7 protein-coding genes are annotated in these 15,936 nt (G+C 45.6%); 4 read left to right on the top strand and 3 right to left on the bottom strand.

Annotated elements, in window-relative coordinates:
* Positions 1-51: 51 nt before the first annotated feature.
* Together BP71_RS07235 and BP71_RS07240 are read right to left on the bottom strand one after the other, a co-directional pair.
* Positions 52-633 (bottom strand): RNA polymerase sigma factor, encoded by a 582-nt coding sequence (locus tag BP71_RS07235; protein ID WP_496377898.1) that lies wholly within the window; start codon positions 631-633, stop codon positions 52-54.
* 563 nt (positions 634-1,196) lie between these two features.
* Positions 1,197-1,952, bottom strand: a complete 756-nt coding sequence (locus BP71_RS07240; RefSeq protein ID WP_496377899.1) for an SDR family oxidoreductase — start codon at positions 1,950-1,952, stop codon at positions 1,197-1,199.
* A gap of 525 nt (positions 1,953-2,477) precedes the next feature.
* On the opposite strand from BP71_RS07240, the gene BP71_RS07245 reads away from it, so the two are divergent.
* The 3 genes from BP71_RS07245 to BP71_RS07255 all read left to right on the top strand — a co-directional run bounded on the left by BP71_RS07245 (position 2,478) and on the right by BP71_RS07255 (position 13,496).
* Entirely contained in the window at positions 2,478-6,476 is a 3,999-nt protein-coding gene (locus tag BP71_RS07245; protein ID WP_496377900.1) for a hybrid sensor histidine kinase/response regulator transcription factor, read from the top strand.
* A gap of 198 nt (positions 6,477-6,674) precedes the next feature.
* A complete protein-coding gene (locus BP71_RS07250; protein ID WP_496377901.1) occupies positions 6,675-10,667 on the top strand; it encodes a hybrid sensor histidine kinase/response regulator transcription factor in 3,993 nt (1,330 codons plus the stop codon).
* A 552-nt stretch (positions 10,668-11,219) separates the two neighbouring features.
* A complete protein-coding gene (locus tag BP71_RS07255) occupies positions 11,220-13,496 on the top strand; it encodes a DUF6923 family protein (protein ID WP_496377902.1) in 2,277 nt (758 codons plus the stop codon).
* A 493-nt stretch (positions 13,497-13,989) separates the two neighbouring features.
* Here BP71_RS07255 and BP71_RS07260 read toward each other — a convergent pair whose 3' ends face one another.
* Positions 13,990-14,754 carry a helix-turn-helix domain-containing protein gene (locus tag BP71_RS07260; RefSeq protein ID WP_496377903.1) on the bottom strand — a complete coding sequence of 255 codons (765 nt, stop codon included), beginning with the start codon at positions 14,752-14,754 and terminating at the stop codon, positions 13,990-13,992.
* A gap of 511 nt (positions 14,755-15,265) precedes the next feature.
* On the opposite strand from BP71_RS07260, the gene BP71_RS07265 reads away from it, so the two are divergent.
* Complete coding sequence (locus tag BP71_RS07265) at positions 15,266-15,928, top strand: response regulator transcription factor (RefSeq protein WP_496377904.1); 663 nt, start codon at positions 15,266-15,268, stop codon at positions 15,926-15,928.
* The last annotated feature ends 8 nt before the right edge of the window (positions 15,929-15,936 follow it).

Here is a 15,936-nt window from a genome sequence, read left to right on the forward strand (position 1 = left end):
ATATACCCCAAAACAATTAAATATTATTGGATTTGTAACGATCGTACGACCTCACGACCAGGTCGAAAATGTGAGCAGAAGCAGCAGAATGTAATCTTTGAGGTTTGATCGTAATGCTTTCAGTCCCTGGGTAATGTGATATTCGACGGTCCGAAGCGGGATATTAAGCAGTGTCGAAATCTCATCAGAGCTGGCATTTTGAATCCGGCTCAGTTCGAAAATTTTCTTTGTTTTCTCCGGGAGTTTGTTAATGCAATCCAGAATCGAACGGGTGAGCTCGTTTAATGCCAGAGTCTCCTCTGTGTTGAAGGATTGATCCAGACTGCTAAGCTGGGCAAGCTGCATATAGCGCTTCCGCTGGAATTCCTTTTTAAAGTGATCCAGCACCTTGTATTTAATGGCTGAGCACAGATATCTTTCAAGATCATTGATTTCTACTTCCTCACGCCTTGCCCATAGATCCAAAAAAACGTCCTGGACAAGCTCCATGGCATTTTCCTGCGTCCGGACTTTGCTGAGCGCTATTCTATACAATTTAGGATGATAACGATTGTAAATTTTTTCGAAGCCAGCCTTATTGCCTTGTACTAAAAGCTTCAGTAATTTGGTATCATCGCTAACAATTGGGTGCATTCGTCTCCAGCGTCATAGAATAAATCCTAAAGAGTACTGCAAATACGTCTTTTACTCAATAGCAGATGCAATTGGTGGTTACAAATATCCCTACGCACGCAGGAAGCTGCCTATCGGTACATATTCTGCCGTGCCAAAATTGAAGATGTACATCTCACCAAAAAATTGGTAAAATCGGGTAAATAAAATATCAATCCGGACAGGGTCTCACTTCGGGCCTAACGACGACTGCAATCAGGAGATTTTGCTGCCTAAGCAATCGGCCGACATAAGTAATACACCAAAAGACCTTCGAAAATGAGTCAATGTTCCCGGAAAGTCTAACGCTCTCCGGGAACGTCTTTAAATCGCCATTGGCGGCATTTGCGATCTGATTTCAAAATAGTTGAAATCAGCGTCAGGCAGGAGGTCTGACCGGCCCAAAATAAAATTTACGCAGCCGATGAAAAGCCCACAAAGCACTTCGGCTATCAGAATGACAGGCATTGAAAAGTATGTGATTACCCAATTAATACTATTTGTCAATAGCTAGTCGAAATAGTCTGCTGATGAAGCCATCCAATTCACCTGGTTGTGTAACCACCGTTGGCAAAAATCGTCTGCCCGGTGATCCACCAGCCGTCGGTTACCAGAAACTCAATCAACGGGGCGATGTCCTTGATGTCGGTGAGCCCGCCTAATGCGGCGGCCGACTTGTGATATGCGACGGCATCAGGGCTTTCCTGTCCGTAAAAGAACGGAGTATCCATTGGCCCGGGTGCTACCGAAGATACAGAGATACCACGGGCTCCGAATTCCTTAGAGGCTGCGCGGGTGAAATGTTCGACGGGCGCTTTCATCCCTTCGTAAGTGGAATAAAGGCCGGTGTACGCAGCAAGCAACGAGGTCACAACAGTACAGATCTTACCATTGTCTTGTAGCTTTTTGCCTGCCTCTTGGATGAAAAAGTAGGCTACTTTCGAGTTGATGTCGCTCATACTGTCATACTCCTGCTCGGTGGTTTCCAAAAACGGTTTTTTTAAAACCTTCCCGACGGTATTGATCGCAATATCAATTGCCCCGAAGCGGCTAAGCGTTTCATCAAAAAGTCTTGTGATGTTGTCAACCTCAGTTAAATCGGCCTGAAAAAGGAAGGCTTGCGCCCCGGCGGCGGTCACATCTTCGAGCGTTTTTTCGGCTTGGAGTCTGGCACTTTCAGTATTATAATGAATGGCTAGTTTTGCTCCCTTGGCGGCAAAATTTCTACTTAAAAGCCCCCCCAGGTTTTTTCCTCCCCCTGCGATAAGCACGACCTTGTCCTTTAGTGTTGATGCTGGCATTTTCTTTACAGTTTAGTTTTTCGATAAACATTAAAATACTGCATTGCTGCCTTGCAAAAGTGAATGACTTATCCCGATTGAATGGATTACTAACTTATCAATCTGAGGGGAAAATCTGGTAGGTGGCCGACTTTCAAGCAAAAACACCAATTGAGACTTGAGTAGTCCGGAGATGATCCTGATTCACTTCAGAAACATTCATGTAAAAAATTCCGGCTTACACTTTCGGACAAAGGGACTTTGTCTTAATCGAAGAAACACTCAAAATAATTGGCGGCAGCCATACGTTTTTTGAAGGTTCTTTTTCCCAAATCCACTATGGATGAGGCACATCCTTGACATGTGCCGTAATTCAAAGGCCAACCGACGTATTGACGGTACGGTTTAAAGCTGGTTACTCGTGCTATTTTTTACCGCTCTTCTTCGTGGGCTTCATCAACTGGTAAAATATTTTGCTCAAATACATTAACAGACCGTAATTTGCATCATTTACTCCTTCGTCTATTACCAATTGAGCGCTCATTGATGACCAGCTACAAATATATTCTAATTGGCTTGCTTAGCATTTACAGCTGCTTCGCCCAAGTTACGGCACAATCATTCAGAAATATTTCAGAAAATGAGATTGATCCTATTGCCGGGGTTCTTGCAATCGCACAAGGCCACGATGGTCTGATGTGGTTTGGAACGATGAACGGACTGATCAGCTATGACACCAGGACGTTGAAGCCCTATCGAAAGGACATCAAAGGAAATCCGCTTTTTGAGGACATTCGCGACATTCTTTGTGACTCCCAGGGACGTATTTGGGTAGGGACAGCCTCCGGATTAACCCTTTACAACCCTAAGAATATCGATATCAAGCATTTCAAACATGATCCGGCCCGGGCTAATACGCTATCCAATGGGTACGTAAATTGTCTTATGGAAGACAGCAAGCGACAAATCTGGGTCGGAACCCAGCACGGGCTCACCCGGGTCAATGCCCGTAGCGGGACATCCATAGTATCCCGTCATCTGCAAAGTGAATTCAAAGGTAGCGCTCTTAACATAAAATGCCTTGCCGAAGACAAAGAAGGAAATCTTTGGCTGGGAACCACCGGCGGTCTGATAAAAATGCCGGCCAATGGGGGCAAGCCCAAGCTCCACAGAATGCCGGAAGTAAAAAATGAAACATCACTCAATGAGTTTCTTTCCGTCTTTGTCCTTGACAACGGAGCTCTCTGGCTGGGCAGCGCCAGTGGAGGATTGATCAAATTTGATATCGGGACGGAAAATTTCAGTAAAATTCAAAAACTAAAAAGTCCGACCGGCAATTACCCTATAATCAGGAAAATAACATCTGACCGCAGGGGCAAACTCTTACTTGCAACCTCCTCGGGCCTGGCCCATTTCGACCCGTCCACAGAAGAAGCGGATTGGTATATAAACCAGCCCGGCGATCCTCACAGCTTACCTGACAACTCGCTGTTTTCAGTATACCTTGATAACCAAGGCGGGCTCTGGCTCGGATCTTACTTTGGCGGAATCAGTTATTTCCATTTTAATTCTCCGCGGTTCAAACGTTGGCCATTTGGCCCTGAGGACCCACGCGCCGGATCTTTCGTCAATGCGTGGATAGGAAAAAGCCGGACAAATCGTATGTGGAGCATTTCAGACACAATAGACAAACTGCTTCTTTTCGATTCCAGCGGCAAAAACCCCGAAACATTTCCACTTAAACTGTCTGCGGAGGCTGATTACTACTCATTCTATTTTGATCAAAACGAGGTACTCTGGGCAGGTGGCAAGACAGTTCTGACCAGTTACGACATCCGTCGCGGATCGTATCACCATTATCCCTTATTGCTCCAGGGTGAGTCAGCTGGGGGACGAACTTACAAGATCACCGAAGACAGTTACGGGCATTTCTGGGTCGGAGGGTCTTATGGTTTACTATTGTTTGACAAAACGACTGGCACGTTTACCAAAGATCCTACTGTCAGCTACGCTGCGACTATTTTTGAAGATTCCCGGCGTAATGTCTGGATCGGAGGGAAAGCTGGACTCTACCGCGTAAAGCCACACACGGAAAGATTCCCGAAACCCACGATAGAGAAAATTCATTCACAGGCGGAGCTGGTAATGGCCTGGAGTATTAATGAAGACCGGTGGGGAAAAATATGGGCCGCGTGTCACACTCAATTGCTAAGCTATAATCCAAAAAAAAATCAGTTCGAGCTGAATACAGATATCCCCCGGGAAGCAGCTTTGGATGTCGTTCCTGACAAGCTGGGCTATCTTTGGGTAAATGCCTCTTCGCTGCTTTACAGGTATCATCCCAAAGAAAGGACGCTTCAATCTTACAGCGCTCAGGATGGCCTGCCTTCAAAAGGAACGCTGATGCAAGCCGGCGGCTCGACCGATAAGGATGGCAATCTCTATTTTGTCACCGACAAAGGCGCGTTTAAGTTTGACCCAACAACTATTTCTGCCCTAAAGCGTAATTCTCCAATTATTCTTACCTCCCTGAAGTTGTACAACAAAACTGTAAGAACGGGCGACAGCACCGGATTGCTTCCAAAACCCATTACAACAATAAAGGAGATCACGTTCAGGCACGATCAGAGCATTTTCACACTTGATTTTGCACTTTTGGATTACATCAAATCGGATGTCAACAAATATGCCTACAAAATAGACGGGATCGACCGCGATTGGAACTACGTTAAAACGCCTTCGGCTACGTACACAAACCTGCCGGCAGGCAGCTATACTTTTCAGGTAAAGGCCGCCAATGGCGACGATGTATGGTCAGAAAATCCTCTACAGGTAAAAATCAACATCCTGCCCCCGTGGTGGAGAACCTGGTATGCCTACCTGTTTTATCTGCTGCTAACCGCCGTAATTGTGTATTCCATTACGCGTTTTTTTTGGATCCGCAGCTCGTTCAGACGGGAAAATACTTTGAACCAGATGAAACTCGATTTTTTCACCAATGTGTCTCACGAGATCAGGACGCACCTTTCGCTGATCAGCGGGCCGTTGGAGAAAGCACATCAACAGGCGACAGAAGGTAAGAATAATGAAAATTACCTGAATTACGCGCGGGCCAGCTCGGACAGGCTGATGCTTTTGGTGAACGAGTTGCTGGATTTTCGAAAAATCCAGAGTGGAAGCCTGCGCTTACAGGTGCGGGAACACGATGTGATAAGTGTCATTAAAAGTGTGGTCGCAGCATTCGAGCACGTTGCGAAGGAAAAAGGAATAGAGACCTTGCAGATATTTCCTGAAACCCAGGTCCTTTTGTGGTTCGATATCGCTCAAATACAAAAGGTCCTTTACAACCTGCTAAGTAATGCCTATAAATTTACCCCCGAAGGCGGCAGGGTAGTCGTAAGGGTCTTAATGATTTCCAACGAAGTCAGGATTACGATTGAAGATAACGGCAAGGGCATGTCCGAAGAACATTTACAAAAGCTCTTCACTTACTATTATCAGGCGGACTCAGAAAAGCCCGGTTACGGGATAGGTCTGGCCCTGTCCAAGAGTCTGGTGGAGCAGCACCACGGTCATCTCACTGCAGAAAGCCGCCAATTTAATGGTAGCTCAACCGGCAAGGCGTTGTCCGGCGGCACAACATTGACGATCACAATGTTGCAAGGGAACCGGCATTTTACTGCTGATCAGCTGGCCGTCAATCAAAACGAATATGTAGGCAGTATGCTGGCCGAAAGGTTTATTCTTCCCGCCAACGCTCCTATCAAAAACGCAAAGCACATCAATACGATTTTGATCATCGAAGACAACGACCAGCTACGCGTGTTTATCCGCAACCTTTTTGAAGAGGATTTCAAAATATTAGAAGCGGACAATGGTTTGCGAGGGTTGGAATTAGCCGGCGAACATCTTCCTGATATCGTTCTGTCCGATGTGATGATGCCGGAAATGAATGGAATCGAGGTGTGCAACCGCCTCAAAAACAACATTTCTACCGCGCACATTCCAGTCATATTGTTAACAGCCCGGACCCAAAATGATCAAATCGTTGAGGGCCTGGAATCGGGCGCTGACGATTACCTGATAAAACCGTTCGACCCGCGAATTCTTGAATTGAAGGTCAACAATCTTATTCGCGTCAGAGACGACCTGAAAGAGCGATATCAGCAATCGGTGTTTGTCAATCAACGGGACGGAAGTAGCATTGCCCAGGATGTCAACGAGGCATTTATCGCCAGGCTCAGGGAAATGGTTACCGAAAACATATCAAACCCCGACTTTGGCGTAAACGACCTCGCCAGCCAGGTTGGAATGAGTGTTTCCGTACTTTACCGGAAATTGCGGACGCTAACAGGCATGACTGTGAATGAGTTTGTTAAAGCCATCCGGCTCAGCGAAGCAAAAATACTGCTCGAATCAGGTGTTTACAATGTTGCCGAAGTAGCAACATTCATTGGGTTTGACGATAGTAAGTATTTCAGTAAGGAGTTCCGAAAAGTCTTTGGAAAAAACCCAAACGAGGTCAAAAAGCAAATACCCGGATAAATGCAAAATTGTTCGACCCATGATATGATCTGCTGATTCTTATGCGAAGTATCATCCGCAAAAGGGGTGTTTATTTTACCATAATGGCAGACCATCCTGTCTTTCGTCGTGGACATCTAGTATACCCATTGACTAGACATAGTGTGATGACATATATTTATTATGTTTTATCATGCACCCTATCAAGTTTGCTCGAACATGGAGAACAGCAAACGTCTTTTGACTATTGGGTTCTGCGTCTTACTTTTTCTTACCAACTCCTACGGGCAGGTTTTTAAGAATTTCAAGGAAGTCAATGGCGTTCCGTTATCGGCCACATTAGGAATTACCCAGGACAAGCTAGGCTTCATGTGGTTTGGTACCGAAGCCGGGCTGTATCGGTATAACAGTAAAACATTCGATCAATACCATAATGGCAAACAGAAGAATCCCAAATTCATCAGGGATCTTACCACTGATTCCCATGGAAATATATGGGTTGCTTCGACAAGATCCGGCTTATATCTTTTTGAGCCCGATACAGATACTTTCACGAACTTCGAGCCTGATTCAGCGAACGTCAATTCGCTCTCTCACAATTCGGTCAATTGCGTTATGGTGGACCGGAACAACCAGGTTTGGGCCGGAACCCAACATGGGCTGTCACGAATTACAAAGGATCACGGAAAAATCAGGATAACGCGCCATTTACAAACTGAGTTCTCCGCCCAGACCCGGCAGATAAGATCACTCGCCGAAGATAAAACTGGCAACATCTGGATGGCAACCGGAGACGGTTTGGTTAAAATGCAAAATGATGGCAGCAAACCCAGATTGTACCGGATTCCGTCCCCAAAAAAACAGATCCACCTAAGCGACCTTATTTTTGTTTATGCAGACAGCAGCGGCACTATATGGCTGGGGAGTAACGGTACCGGATTATATCAATTCAATCCTTTTACCGAGACCTTCAGGTTAGTCGAAACACTGAGAACGCCAAAGAATGAACTTCCCCGTGTTTCCAAGATGGTGCCGGATAGCAAGGGGAGATATTGGATGTCAACCTCCTTAGGTCTTGTTCATTTCGATCCGCTTACATCACAAGTTGAATGGTATGTAAATCATCCCGGTGACCCCAACAGCCTGGGCAGCACCATGCTTTACTCGTTGTACCTGGACCGACAAGGCGGGCTTTGGTGCGGCTCTTTTTATGTTGGCATTAGTTATCTCCATTATGACTCTCCCCGGTTTAGGTCCTGGCCATTTGCCGCCAACGATCCACGGAGCCAGTCGTTCTCAAATGCATGGTTAGGCAAGAGTAAAACAAAACAAATTTGGATTATTTCGAATAATCTGGACAAACTTCTTGTCTTTAACTCTGTTGGTGCGCCCCCCTTGACTTTCAATCTAAAACTTTCGAAAGAGGCCGACTATTATTGTTTTTTCCTGGACGAAAACCATGTACTCTGGGCCGCAGGCAACGCCGTATTGACCAGTTTTAATCTCCGTACCGGAAATTATCGCCATTACCCACTTATCATAGAAGGGCAATCTGTAACCGTTAACGCCAGGACCTTTGCCATCTTGAAGGACAGCTACAATCGATTTTGGATTGGTGGTTATTACGGATTACTTCTGTTCGATCAAAAACAGGGCATATTCCTTATGCAAAACGCACCAAATATCAGCGTCCGAAGTATTTACGAAGATTCCCGACGCAATATCTGGGTAGGTAGTACGAATGAAATTTATCGTGTCAACTCCACGAATAGTACTTCGCTTGCACCAGCATTAGAAAAGCTACCCGTTGGGCCCGGCATGGCCGAATACTTTTGGCGGATAGCCGAAGACCTGTCTGGAAATGTCTGGGCTGCGGGTACGACCTCACTTTTTCGTTACAACCCGAAGAACAACAGGTTTGAACCGAATGCAGATGTCCCTGGCGGCTATATTAAAGATGTTGTTCCGGACGAGTTGGGCTACCTATGGCTCAGTGCCGCGCATATGCTGTATAGATACCATCCCCAAAGCAGGACGCTTCAATCTTACGACGATGATGATGGCTTGCCGCAAAATGGTCAGTTAATTCAGGGTTTCGGAACGAAAGATGGCAATGGGAGCCTCTATTTTCTGACCAACCAGGGAATGTTTTCCTTTGACCCGTCGGCTATTGCAGTAAATAAAAATACCCCTCCTCTTGTACTCACTTCTCTAAAACTGTACAACAAGGAAGTTACTACCGGCGACAGTACGGGGCTCCTGGTGCGGCCCCTGTGGAAAACAAAAGAGATTACCTTTCGTCACGACCAAAACATTTTCACACTGGACTTTGCGTTACTGGATTATGTGCGCTCCGGTCAGAACAAATACGCCTACAAAATCGATGGGATAGACCGTGACTGGAACCATGTAGAAAACCCGTCGGCCACCTACACGAACCTGCCGTCAGGAACTTATACTTTCATGGTCAAAGCTGCCAATGGCGACGGTTTCTGGATGAAGGAGCCTTTGGAAGTCAAAATCATCGTCCTACCTCCCTGGTGGAAAACCTGGTATGCATATCTGTTTTACTTGCTTGTCATCGGTGGAGCGATTTACGCTGTCAACAGGTTTTTCTGGCTCCGCTCCTCGTTCCGGAAAGAAAATTCCCTGAACCAGGCCAAGCTGGATTTTTTCACCAATGTGTCGCATGAGATCAGAACACACCTTTCATTGATCAGCGGACCTTTGGAAAGAGCACATCAGCAGCTTAACGATACGCAACGTGTTGAGCATCATCTGAATCATGCCAGAAACAGCAGTGACAGGCTAATGCTGCTGGTCAACGAACTGCTTGATTTCCGCAAAATCCAGGGCGGCAGTGTTCAATTGCAGGTATGCGAACATGATGTGGTGAAAATCATAAAGAGCATCCTGGCCGCCTTTGAACACAGCTCGGAGGAGAAGAATATTGAAACAACGCTCGTTTTCCCTGATACACCCGTGCTGCTATGGTTTGATATCGCCCAAATGCAAAAGGTATTTTACAACCTGTTAAGCAACGCGTACAAATTCACGCCCAACGGCGGTGAGGTGTCCGTTCAAATCATCGAGATTTCAAATGAAGTCAAAATCGTCGTGAAGGACAACGGCAAGGGAATCTCGCCCGATCACCTCAAAAAGCTATTTACCTACTACTATCAGGCCGACCCGGAAAAGCAGGGTTACGGAATCGGGTTGGCCCTTTCGAAAAGCATTATCGAGCGGCACCACGGCCATCTGTCCGCCGAAAGCCGACCTGCGACCGAAACCGAATCAGGTGAAACAGCGCTGATCATCCGTTTACTGCGCGAGAACAGGCATTACTCCGCCCAGGAAATTTCACCAAAAGGCCACGATTACGTCGCTGACGTATTTACCAAATCAGTCGCAGCCACGTTGATCGGCAACGAAATCGCAGATAAACAACTGAATACCATTCTGGTCATCGAGGATAACGATGAGCTACGGGGGTTTATCTGCGAGCTTTTCGAGGGGGAATACAACACACTTGAAGCAGAAAATGGCCTTCGTGGCATTGAATTGGCCAACGAACACATCCCTGACATTATCCTGACTGACGTGATGATGCCGGAACTGAACGGACTGCAAGTATGTCGCCGACTGAAGAATGAGGCCAATACTGCTCATATTCCGGTTGTGTTGCTGACAGCCAGAACGCAGAGCGCACAAATTATCGAAGGACTTGAAGTAGGGGCTGACGATTATTTGATGAAACCGTTCGACCCGAGAATCATCACCCTGAAGATCAACAACCTACTCCGTTTGCGGGATGAGATGAAGCAGCGCTACCGGCAGTCGGTGTTGGAGGCACCTGAAGTCCAACGAAGTGTTGCCCAAGATATGAATGAGGCTTTCATCGCCAAGCTTAAAAGCCTGGTTATCGATCATATTTCGGACGTCAACTTCGGTGTTAATGAACTTGCTTTTGAGGCAGGGATGAGCGTGTCGGTGCTCTACCGAAAATTGCGATCACTTACCGGTATGACGATCAACGAATTTGTCAAAACCCTCCGTTTAAATGAAGCGAAAAAACTTCTTGAATCAGGTATTTACAATGTTGGCGAAGTTGCTACGGTCATTGGATTCGAGGACAGCAAATATTTCAGCAAAGAGTTTAAAAAGGTGTTTGGTAAAACGCCTAATGAGGTTAAAGGCAAAATAACTAATTGATCCCGCTCAAAAGGCACATTTAGTCAAACGTTTTGTCTCCCAGTTGCGAATAGGTGTCGTGTACTTTTTAGAGCGCCGAATAAACAGACTTCAATACTGCATCCTCCATTTCGTTACATTTCCTGACCTTCCCATTAAGGTTTTAATTAACTGGCCCGCCGACAGCACACCGGCTATCTCAACTCATAGTACCTCCCCTTTCCGGATTCTCACAATCCACTTTTTTGACAATATTTGATCTTTTATTTGACAAGAAAACCACCTGTCTGTATCAAAACTAATTCTTAATATTACGACATTCAAACCATGATTGTTGTTATATCAAGTAGATACAATACTACATCTCGCCCGGAAAACATTATCAGTTTGAAATAAGCATAGCTTCAATTTAAACGATCGCTTAACATAGTCACTATAACCCAATCGCCGTTGCTATTGCTAATAAACCCATTTCAAACCAATATTCGATTGGAGTTGAAATGATTTAAGTCAAGTGCACCACCACAATAGGATAAAATAAATTGATTTACACACCACTCAACTCCGTAGCAAATGAAAAAAATCTTTAACAGTAAAACACTACTTAAAGCGGTATTGATAATTTCCACGTACTTGTTTGGCGTCCCCTTTACCTGGGCGCAAGAACCTACGCCATTTGCTTGTTCTAATCTTGCTTACCAGGTGAGCGGACCCAATACCGGAAATTCGATTCTTTATAGCTACAATGTCTCCACAGGTGCCCGAACCCTGCTGGGAGCACTCCCGGCGAGAATTAATTCCATCGGTTACAATACATTGGACAATTATATTTGGGGCATCAATGTGTTAACCAATCAGGTCGTTAAGGTTGGCGCTAACGCCGCCCTCACAACTTACTCAATTCCTAATTTGCCAGCTCCGACGGTCACCGCTTACTACAATGTCGGAGAGGTTTTTGGGGATGGCTACCTGTTTATATACAGCAGACTAGCCACAAGATATTACGTAGTCGACATCAATCCTGCCAGAACATCGACTTATCTGCAACTGGTTGACCCGACAGCCTCTTATATACTGGATACCGCTCCGTTCGGAAATACTTTTACCGGCGTTACGAGTCTGGACATATCAGATATCGTCTACAACGCTTCAAACGGGCTGTTTCATGGCATCATCGACGCACAAAGTGCAACCAATGCGTACCGCAGGCTTACCATTAATCCGGTAACGCAACAAGTGACAATCACGCCAACAACAATTGCCGGAGGCGGCATCCAAAATAATGAAAAGGTGGCTTTTGGTTCGATTTTTATGGATCAGACGCCTAATGCATTTTATGTGTTTGCCAACACATTGGGGGGATTCTACAGGGTTGACATGACTACAAATGCTGCTACCCTGATATCGACAGCTTCCACGGGAGGAGCAAACAATAATGACGGAGCGAGTTGCCCCAATGCACTATTGGTTACATCTATTTCCGGTACGGTGTTCCATGATCCGGATGGAGGAAATGTTAATAACAGCACAGGAAGTCCAAACGCAGTGCCTTCGGGACTTTATGCCAATTTGATCGGAACTGACGGAAATGTCGTTGCTGTCGCTTCGGTAAACTCATCTGGGTTCTATGGTTTTCAGGGTATTTCGGCTGGCGATTATCACGTAGTACTGAGCACAACAAATGCTACCCCGGGTACGGCCGCCCCGTTGCCGGGCCTTCCCACAGGCTGGATAAACACCGGAGAGTACAATGGCGCTGAGAACACAGGAAACACAGCCCCGACAGACGGTATCAGCCCTGTATTTACATTAGGCGTAAATAGTACAGACATCAACTTTGGTATCCAACAGCCGCCCATTGCGGACATTAAAACTTACGTTGTACCCAACGCAGCATTTAGCGTTATGCCGCCTGTCGGCTACCCCGCATTACCGAACTATCAATCCATTCCTGCATCGTCGGGAAATCTGACAGGCTACTCTACCGGCGGCTCGCTTTCAGGCTCTGACCCGGAAGACTGCGCCAGCGCCGGGACCTGTAACACGGGCACCGGCACCTCATTCAATATCGAGACGATTAACGGATCAACCAAGCTATATTACGATTTTGGGGTAGGTCCGGTCCCCCTGGATGTGGCCGGGGGGCCGGTGAGTATCCCCAATTTCGACGTTACTAAGCTGGTGATCTATGGGGTAACCGGTAGCGGGACAGGCAGTAACCTAATTGGTTTCACCTATTCCATAACAGATAACGCCGGAGCCACCAGCTCTGCCGCAGCCTACTCCATTGAGACGGAAAGTCCAATGCCAGTAACACTAGTCAGCTTCAATACCCGTCTGGAGGGCAGCGTTGTCACTTTGCAATGGGCTACATCCAGCGAGGAAAACAGCAAAGGCTTTGAGATCGAGCGAAGCGCCAATGCATCCGTTTGGACCAAAATAGGATTTGTACCGACCCTAGCGCCTGAAACAGGCAGTAGCAACCTGCTCTATTACCACTTCGCCGATCCAACTTCCATCGGACGGCGGACCTATTACCGCCTGAGGATGATTGATTTTGACGGCAAATTTACTTACAGTTCTATCAGAGTGGTAACTTCTGAAAATGGCGCTATTATCATTACCTACCCGAATCCGGCTATCGATAAATTGACCATCGACGGTTTAAGCGGCTCGGAGGCGATTAAGATCCTGGATATTTCCGGGCGCACACTGATAGAAAATCTCAACAACAATGGCGAAACCAAGAAAACTGTTAACATTCGGTCTCTGCCAAATGGGACATTCCTGATCAACATTCAAATGCCTGATGGCAGTTCTTTTTCACAAAGGATGATCAAGAGCAAGTAGTTCTCTAATTCATTGAAAGAGCCCCTGGATACATTTTTCCAGGGGCTCTTTTCGATTATGCGCCCATACACAAGCTATAATATAAATGTACCGAGACGAAGGATAGCTTAGGATACAAAGCTTTTTTAATTCGAAAAGCCAAATCCCAACCATGACCATCTGGGAAAAACTTTAAAACTCCGGTTCGAACGCCCAGATACGTTCATCAATAAACCTTAATCAGGAATACATCCCTTCCAGGTCCTTCAATAACGAAAGCAATTAACTATTTAGACTTCAAAAAAGCTGTTCACCCAAATAATAGTCCTTCGAAGAGTCAAAATCTCCGGATGTGCAAATCACCTAACCTATGGAATTATAGGATATTTCAAGCCTGCTAGGACCGAGACCTGGATTCATTTCCGGGGCTTTTTTTGCGCTACCGAGTTCCGGAATTGAGTTTGCCCCCGACTTGATCAGAAATCCGGCGCGCTGTCCACCGCCTGAAAATGGTCTAAGACAGCTCTCTAAGTACACGGCGTTTAACTTCTATTGGCGTGATCTTAAAGAATTTTCGAAATTCCTTGCTGAAATACTTGACGTCTTCATATCCTACCGCGGTAGCCACCGCATTGACCGGATAGGTTCCGCTTTCCAGCAATAGCATGGCCCGCTCCATTCGAATCGACTTCACGAATTCATTGACTGTAATTCCTTTAAGCACCCTGATTTTACGATAAAGGACAGAAACGCTGATGCCAATCTGAAACGCAATTTCATGAACACCAAAATTCGGATCGGAAATATTCTCAATCACTCGTTGTCTGAGTTTTTCAATGAACCAGCCGCCCAGCTCGTTGGATTCAGTTTTATCAGAGACCTCCCGCAAGTATCGCTCCTGCAACGTCTCCCGCATTCGGATCAGATTCTCAATTTTAAGCCCAAGCACGTCACTATTGCCGGGGTGCAATATATAAGTATCAGCCCCTGCGCGCAGTCCATCAATTTCCTGTTCTCGCGACCCAAGCAAGATTACTGAAATATGGCTCGTAACGACGTCAGATTTTAATGCAGCACAAATCGCCAGGGCGTCGACTTTTGAATCTGCTATTTCACAGATAACCAGATCCGGGTTTATCTGACGAGCCAAATCTACCGCGTGATCACCGCTGTTACTGGTTAGCACATGGAAGTTGTTTCTCAGGGCTTCCATACCAAAACTATCAGGCTCCGTATTGCCGGCAAAAATTAAAATCTTTCTGATATTTTCCGATTTCATAACACTCACGGAGTGCAGTAGTTTAGATTATACTTCAAAATATATTCTGGTTCAAACCGACCATGACAATCAAAATGATATTCGGCGATGACTTTGAAATAATCGTTTTGAAATGAGTTAATAAAGTTGAGTATCAATCAGTAATGCACTATCTAACCGACGCAAACATAGCTCATAAAGCCTTCATTTTCAATGCAAAAAACCGTATTGGAAGACATAGACACAAAATCCTAACTAAAAAAATAAGCCTTTCATCTATGGCCGTGGTGTCCTTGCTAACCCCATGAATAAAACGTTTCATTGCAAATCTTTCAGGGTTTGCAAAAACACGCATTGCTCCATTCCGAATAAGTTCAGGCCTTTAAAATGGATTAAATAACACACCAAAAGGACAATTTTATCCACCATCTATTTGTGGATAAAACGACAATTTGCATTGAAAGAAGTTTCGATCATTCCGAATAGAACTTCGGGCGAAAACAACTATTCAAACAAAAACCATTATACAATTATGGAACATCTCGATAGAGAACGGAACAATTTAATTGTTATAGTAGACGAACGCCCCATGTTCTGGGCAGGAATAAAGTCAACTATTGAATCGATCATCCCTCAATCTGAATTTTCGAGGCATTCTCGATTGGATGAATTCGTTTCTGCCGGTTCGCAAGCCAGTTCATTTTACATTCTGATCTGGGCAGGAAACCTATCTGACAAAACCATCATTAACAACATCAGAGCGTTGAAATCTCTGGAAAAACCATGTAAGATTATCCTGTACGGCTACAAACAGTCCGTTCGATACATCCTCCCGTTTCTCAGAGAAAAAATTGATGCTTACCTGCCTGAGGATTTCGGAGAAAACGATCTCAAAGAATGCTTAACGTCGATCGCGGCAGACCGGATCTTTGTCAACACACAAATAGTAGTTGAGCTGCTAAATATTAAGGCAAAAGGACAAAAACATAAGAGCGGAGGTCTTACACCAACGGAGGTCAGGGTTGCTAATTTACTGGTCAGTGGATTGAGCCCATCGCTGATTGCCAAGAAAATGCACCGGAAAACATCGACGATCAGCAGTATAAAATCGAACATTTTCAAAAAAACAAAGGTCACTAATGTCCTGGATCTGGCTGGGGCAATGGGAAATTCCATCACGGGAATAACAATCTAGGGGGCTGG

This window comes from Dyadobacter ginsengisoli DSM 21015, from assembly GCF_059568735.1.

Coding starts and splice junctions, on each gene's coding strand:
- BP71_RS07245 (WP_496377900.1), top strand. CDS start 2,478: ATGACCAGCTACAAATATATTCTAATTGGCTTGCTTAGCATTTACAGC.
- BP71_RS07235 (WP_496377898.1), bottom strand. CDS start 633: ATGCACCCAATTGTTAGCGATGATACCAAATTACTGAAGCTTTTAGTA.
- BP71_RS07250 (WP_496377901.1), top strand. CDS start 6,675: ATGGAGAACAGCAAACGTCTTTTGACTATTGGGTTCTGCGTCTTACTT.
- BP71_RS07240 (WP_496377899.1), bottom strand. CDS start 1,952: ATGCCAGCATCAACACTAAAGGACAAGGTCGTGCTTATCGCAGGGGGA.
- BP71_RS07255 (WP_496377902.1), top strand. CDS start 11,220: ATGAAAAAAATCTTTAACAGTAAAACACTACTTAAAGCGGTATTGATA.
- BP71_RS07265 (WP_496377904.1), top strand. CDS start 15,266: ATGGAACATCTCGATAGAGAACGGAACAATTTAATTGTTATAGTAGAC.
- BP71_RS07260 (WP_496377903.1), bottom strand. CDS start 14,754: ATGAAATCGGAAAATATCAGAAAGATTTTAATTTTTGCCGGCAATACG.